Annotated in this window: 6 protein-coding genes and 2 pseudogenes; 5 read left to right on the forward strand and 3 right to left on the reverse strand. The window is 65.2% G+C overall.

Annotated elements, in window-relative coordinates; translation table 11 throughout:
• Positions 1–31: 31 nt before the first annotated feature.
• Positions 32–181, reverse strand: a pseudogene (locus VIR09_RS15845) (2-alkenal reductase); the annotation flags it as partial.
• Between the two features lie 19 nt (positions 182–200).
• Here VIR09_RS15845 and VIR09_RS15850 point away from each other — a divergent pair.
• From VIR09_RS15850 to VIR09_RS15860, 3 genes are all read left to right on the forward strand, one after another.
• Positions 201–977, forward strand: a complete 777-nt coding sequence (locus VIR09_RS15850) for a Nif3-like dinuclear metal center hexameric protein (protein ID WP_332013734.1) — start codon at positions 201–203, stop codon at positions 975–977.
• Between the two features lie 271 nt (positions 978–1248).
• Positions 1249–1875, forward strand: coding sequence for a glutathione S-transferase family protein (locus VIR09_RS15855; RefSeq protein WP_332013735.1), 627 nt, complete (start codon positions 1249–1251; stop codon positions 1873–1875).
• A 64-nt stretch (positions 1876–1939) separates the two neighbouring features.
• Positions 1940–3271 carry an MFS transporter gene (locus tag VIR09_RS15860; protein ID WP_332013736.1) on the forward strand — a complete coding sequence of 444 codons (1332 nt, stop codon included), beginning with the start codon at positions 1940–1942 and terminating at the stop codon, positions 3269–3271.
• A gap of 35 nt (positions 3272–3306) precedes the next feature.
• On the opposite strand, the gene VIR09_RS15865 is transcribed toward VIR09_RS15860, so the two are convergent.
• Positions 3307–4332: an AraC family transcriptional regulator gene (locus VIR09_RS15865; RefSeq protein WP_332013737.1), complete on the reverse strand. Its 1026-nt coding sequence runs from the start codon at positions 4330–4332 to the stop codon at positions 3307–3309.
• A gap of 145 nt (positions 4333–4477) precedes the next feature.
• On the opposite strand from VIR09_RS15865, the gene VIR09_RS15870 reads away from it, so the two are divergent.
• Positions 4478–5245 (forward strand): aldolase, encoded by a 768-nt coding sequence (locus VIR09_RS15870; protein ID WP_332013738.1) that lies wholly within the window; start codon positions 4478–4480, stop codon positions 5243–5245.
• A 118-nt stretch (positions 5246–5363) separates the two neighbouring features.
• Here the strand turns inward: VIR09_RS15870 and mscL are convergent, their stop codons facing one another.
• Complete coding sequence (gene mscL / locus VIR09_RS15875) at positions 5364–5813, reverse strand: large conductance mechanosensitive channel protein MscL (RefSeq protein ID WP_313461134.1); 450 nt, start codon at positions 5811–5813, stop codon at positions 5364–5366.
• Positions 5814–5953: 140 nt separating this feature from the next.
• Between mscL and VIR09_RS15880 the strand changes: the two are divergent.
• A pseudogene (locus tag VIR09_RS15880) lies at positions 5954–6037 on the forward strand (ubiquinol-cytochrome c reductase iron-sulfur subunit); the annotation flags it as partial.

Here is a 6037-nt window from a genome sequence, read left to right on the forward strand (position 1 = left end):
CGATCTAGGCTCGCCATGAAGCGCTTGCACTCGCCGGCGGTGTCGCGGCCGCTGCAGCAGGCTGAGGCCCTGCCGCCGGCCCAGCCAGCCGCAGCAGGTCGGGCCGCAAGGTCGTCACCACGAATAGAATACCTAGGCAGACCGTGACGGCCTGAGCAAAGATCAGCCAATATCGGCGCATGATTCTGATAGGACTAGCTATGAGTAAAGTGGACTCCCACGTCCTGGCCAATTGGCTGGACGACACCCTGCAAGCGGCGCGCTTCAAGGACTATTGCCCCAACGGGCTGCAGGTGGAAGGCCGATCCGAAATCGCACACATTATCGCCGGAGTCACGGCCAGCGAAGCTCTGCTGCGCGTGGCGGTCGAACGCGGCGCGGACGCGGTGCTGGTGCACCACGGCTGGCTCTGGCGCAACGAGGACCGCCGCGTCATCGGCACGCGCCGCGCGCGCATGGCCTTGGCCCTGAAAAACGACCTGAACCTGTACGCCTACCATCTGCCGCTCGACGCGCATCCCACCCTGGGCAACAACGCGCAGCTGGCACGCGTGCTGGGCCTGACGCCCGCGCTGCGCGATGACGGCGCGCCGCAGACCTGTGGCCCCGACAATCTGGTCTGGCTGGGCGCCGCCGACGGCGTGACGACGCTGGGCCAGTTGGGCGCACGCGTGGCCGAACGCCTGGGCCGCCAGCCGCTGGTGGTGGGCGATCCGGACATGCCGCTGGCACGCGTGGCCTGGTGCACGGGCGGCGCCCAAGGCATGCTGGGCGACGCCGTGGACGCCGGCGTCAGCGCCTACATCACCGGCGAAGTCTCCGAATCCACTGTGCACCTGGCGCGCGAGACCGGCGTGGGCTTCATCGCCGCGGGCCACCACGCCACCGAACGCTACGGCGTGCAGGCGCTGGCGCAGGCGGTGGCGGCGCGCTTCGGCATCAAGGTCGAATTCGTCGACATCGACAACCCGGCTTAACAGGCGCCGCGCCCCGCCATCCGCCCCCGCAAGGGGGCGTTTTCATTTCGTGGCGGCAACGGCCGCCGCGCACGCCGCCAGTGTCCGAATCAGCCGGACTTGGCTAGGGGAAAACCAGAGGGCGCGATCAAGGCGGCGCCTGTGCGTCGCATCTGGTCAATCGCGGTTCTCTCCCTATCAATTCCGGGCGCAGTCCACAGCCCTAGCATTCCATCCAATCGCCCGCGCCCGGGCCTTTCCCGGCCGGGCCTCCTACACACGGAGCCATGGAATGCTGACCCTCTACGACCACCCGCGCTCCGGCAACTGCTACAAGGTCCGCCTCTTTCTTGCACTCATCGGCCGGGACTACCAAAGCACCTTCGTCGACGTGCTGGCCCGCAAGAACCAGACCGCGGAGTTCGAGCGCGTCAGCGCGTTCCAGCAGATCCCCGCGCTGACCGATGGCGACATCGCCATCTGGGACAGCCACGCCATCCTGCTGCATCTGGCGCATCACTACGCCCCCGACTGGCTGGCGCCGCCCGCTCGCATCGGCGCCATGCATGCCTGGATTTCGGTGTCCGCCAACGAGATCGCCAACAGCCTGCAGCCGCTACGCCTGACGCGCGTGGTCAGCAATGCCGAGGCCGCCCACCACCTGGGCGTGAGCGAGGCGCTGCTCGACGTGCCGGGCACGCAAGCCCGCACGGGCCGCGTCCTGCAACGCCTGGACAAGCGCCTTGCGCAAAACACATGGCTGGCGGGCGGCGATGCGCCGACCGTGGCCGACATTGCCTGCTACGGCTACCTGGCGCTGGCCGAGGAAGCCGCCATCGACATCTCCGCCTATCCCGCCATCGCGGCGTGGCGCGATCGCATACGGCAGTTGCCGGGATACGTGCCGCCGGGCCCCTGAGCCCCTGAGCCCCTGAGCCCCGCATAAGCAACATAACTATTACTACAAGACAAGAGGGAACCACATGGACGCCATACAGGCCGCGCAGCCTATTGCCCAATCACACAAGAAACCGAACCTGTTCCGGGTCGCCGTCGCGACCGTGATCGGCACCGCCGTGGAAGCCTTCGACTTCCTCGCCTACGGCACCGCTGCGGCGCTGGTGTTCAACAAGATCTTTTTCCCGCAGTTCGATCCGGTGACCGGCACGCTGGCGGCCTTCGGCGCGTTCGCCAGCGGCATGCTGGCACGGCCCATCGGCGGCATCCTGTTCGGCCATTTCGGCGACCGCATCGGCCGCAAGTCCATGCTGACGCTGAGCTTGCTGTTGATGGGCATATGCACCGTGCTCATCGGGCTGTTGCCAACCTATGAACAGATCGGCATCTCGGCGGCGGTGCTGCTGGTGGTGCTGCGCATTGGCCAGGGACTGTCGTTCGGCGGCGAGATGGGCGGCGCCATGCTGATGGCGGTCGAACATGCGCCACCGAAGTGGAAGGCGTTCTTCGGCAGCCTGCCGCTGGTGGGCGCGCCCCTCGGCATCCTGCTGTCGGTGGGATCGTTCGCGCTGGTGACGCGGCTGCCGGAAGCGGACTTCCTGTCCTGGGGCTGGCGACTGCCGTTCCTCGCCAGCGCCGTGCTCATCGTCGTCGGCCTGTTCATCCGCCACGGCATCGACGAGTCGCCGGAGTTCGAACAGGTCAAGCGCGAAAAGGCGCTGGCCAGGCAGCCCCTGGAAGACCAGATGCCTCTGGGCGAGCTGTTGCGCAAGCACGGCAAGTCGCTGCTGCTGTGCATAGGCTGCAAGATCGCCGAGGTCACCCTGATCTATACCTTCCTGGTGTTCTCGGTGTCCTATGCCGTATCGAAACTGGGCTTCAGCCGGGCCGACGCGTTGCATGCCCTGCTCTATGGCGCCGGCCTGCTGATGTTCACCATCCCGCTGTTCGGCGTGCTGGCCGACCGCATCGGCGCGCGCCGCGTCTGTGGCTGGGGCGGCATGTTCCTCGGACTCATGGCCATCCCGATCTTTCTCGCGGTGGGCAGCGGTTCACTGATGGCATACAGCCTCGCCGTCTTCGTCGCCATGGCCTTCAACTACGCGATCATGATCGCGCCCCAATCCAGCCTCTACAGCGCCCAGTTCCCTGCGGAGTTGCGCTATTCCGGGCTGTCCATCGGGGTCCAGTTCTCGGCGGCCATCGGCGGCGGCCTGGCGCCGCTGATCTCGGCCACGCTGGTACAGAAGTTCGACAGCATTCTTCCGGTCGGCGTCTATCTGGCCTTCCTCGGCATCGTCGCCGGCACCTCGGCGTTTCTCATGAAGCCCACGCCGCAGGACTTGCGCCGCGGCTGACGCGTCGAAACCAGCCACGAGCAGGCGGCGCGAACCTATGCGCCGTCGCTGCTTCTGGCCGTCTTGCGGTACAGGGCGGGAGACATGCCGAAGCGTTCATGGAAGCGGCGGATGAAATGGCTGGCATGCAGAAATCCGCAAGACGCCGCGATCTCCTTGACCTCGACGTGCGCGCGCCGCGGATCCTCCAGCGCTTCCCTGGCCAGTTGCAGGCGGCGTTCGCGCACATAGCTGGTGTATTGCAGCGACCGCATCTTGAACAGCCGGTGCACCCAGCGCGTGGTGACGCGCAGCACGTCCGCCACCGCCTGCACCGACAGTTCCGGATCAGTGATGTGGGCATCGATGTAGCTGGCCAGCACCTGCCAGTTGTCGGCGGGCGCCCGCGCATCGCCCGGTATCTTCTCCAACGCCTGACTGGTGTAGATCGAAGCCAGCAACGCCAACAGCGCCTGCTCGGCAAAGAGCGACGAGGTGGGATTGGACTCCGCCTTGTCGAAGAACACATGATGCAGGCAACGATGGGCGGTCTGCACCATCGGCAAGCCGGCCACGCCGCGCTGCGCCGTGAACTGCGACATCGCCAGGCTGTGCGCGCCCAGCAGGCGCGACAGCGGCCCTTTGACCACGACGATGCGCGAATCGGTGTACATCCGGATTTCGGAGGGCAGCGCAGTCGTGCGGAAGATAATGTCGCCGGGTTCCAGCGGCAACGTGGCCTCGTTCTGCACGATGACGCCGTGTCCAGCGATCACGAAGCTCGCCAGAAATTCCGCGTGCTCGAGGTCGGCCGCGTGCTCCGCGCGGTGATGCACGCTGATCGGTGTGGATTCCAGGCTCACCACCAACCCGCCTGCGCGCAGCCTACAGGCCTGCAATTGCAGCCTGGGCTGTTCGGTCAGGGCGCGGAATTCCCCTGGCAGGACCAACTTGTCCAGCTCGCGCTCGTAGCCGGCGATCTCCTGTGCGTAGAAGGGGCGGAACTGGGGCGCGAAATTGAGATCCGCCTCGGCACAGGTGGGCCGGGCGGGTTGATTCACTGTCTGGCTGGCGCGTGGCATGCTGGGAACACTCTGTCGGATCGACCGTCGATGGCCGGGAGGCGCCTGCGTTCCTGTCGCATTGAGTCAACCCGCGTTCGTGATCGGTCAATTGCTGGCAGCTGAGGCCGGCGTGTAATGAAGCCATTATCCTCAAGGAGACCCCATGCTGGAAAAACAAGCCCATGCCGACGCCTTTTTTGCGCGCTCCGCGAACAAGCTCGACTTCGGGAACTGGGGCGAGAAGGAAAAGGTGGCCTTGAGCTGCCGCATTCTCGCCAGCGAGGGCCATTCGGAAACCCTGGCGGGCCAGATCACCGTGCGCCAAGAGGACGGCACGTTCCTGACCACGCCCATGGCCCAGGCCTTCGACGAAATCGTCCCGGCCTCGGTCATCCGCATCAATGACAACATGGAAGTACTCGACGGCCCAGGCACGCCCAACCCCGCCGTGCGCTTCCACTTCTGGGTCTATCGCCAGCGTCCCGACGTGCAATGCATCATCCACACGCACCCGCCCCATGTCTCGACGCTGTCCATGACGGGCCAGCCGCTGGTCGTCGCGCATATGGACGCAACGCCGTTCCACAACGACTGCGCCCACCTGAAGGAATGGCCCGGCCTGCCCATCGCCGACCAGGAAGGCGAGATCATTTCAGCGGCGCTGGGCGACAAGCGCTGCATCCTGCTGGCCAACCATGGCTTTCTGGCCGCCGGATCCTGTGTCGAGGAAGCGCTGTACCTGTCGGTGCTGATCGAGCGCGCCGCCCGCAATCAGTTGCAGGCCGCGGCCGCATACGGCGAAGTGAAACCGGTGAATGATGCGCTGGCCGCCGAATCGCACGACTTCCTGTTGAAGCCCAGCATCGTGCGCGCGAGCTTCGCCATGTTTGCGCGCCGCGTCGAACGGCAAATGGCTGCGGAACAGAATTAGCGGGGGAAAACCAGCAGCGGATCGTCCAGCGGGGGCCGGCATGCGCCGGCGGGAACGTCCGCCAGCCGCGGCCCGCGATCCGCTGGTGCGCGGATCCCGGACCTGCGGCAGTGTCGGATCAGGGCTTCTTGAGCAGATCGCGGATTTCGCGCAGCAGCGCCACGTCTTCGGGCGTCGCAGCCGGTGCGGCCGGCGCTTCCTCGGCCTTGGCGCGGGCCTTGTAGATGGCCTTGACCATCCAGAAGATCACGAAGGCCAGCAACACAAAGTTGATGATGATCGTGACGAAGTTGCCCCACGCAAAAACGTTGGCGCCGGCCTTGGTGAGGTCGGCGTAGGTCATGGGGCCGTTGTAGCCGGCCGGCATCGACAGAACCAGGAACTTGTTCGAAAAATCGACCGAGCCTCCGAGTATGAAGTTGACCAGCGGCATGACGATGTCTTTGACTAGCGAATCGACGATCCTGCCGAACGCCGCGCCGATGATGACACCGACTGCCAGGTCCACTGCGTTGCCTTTTACAGCGAAATCTCGGAATTCTTTGACGAAACCAGTCGCTTTGCTCATAAAAGCACTCCCTTCGTGATACGCCCGTGAGTGGGCTGGCGCTATAATACGCGGTTGCTATGTTGTTACAAATTCCCGCGAAGCCGATGCCGCAGAAGTGATGCTACTCGTAGAGCGGGCGCATCAACAAGGATAGGAAGATGAGTCAGGATACGCTGGTGCACGATGATGACGGTGCGGTTGATCCCAACCTGCCACCTGATCCTTCGCGACGTTTCTGGGTT

The sequence above is a fragment of the Achromobacter sp. genome (assembly GCF_036567245.1).
Classification (GTDB): Bacteria; Pseudomonadota; Gammaproteobacteria; order Burkholderiales; family Burkholderiaceae_B; genus Achromobacter.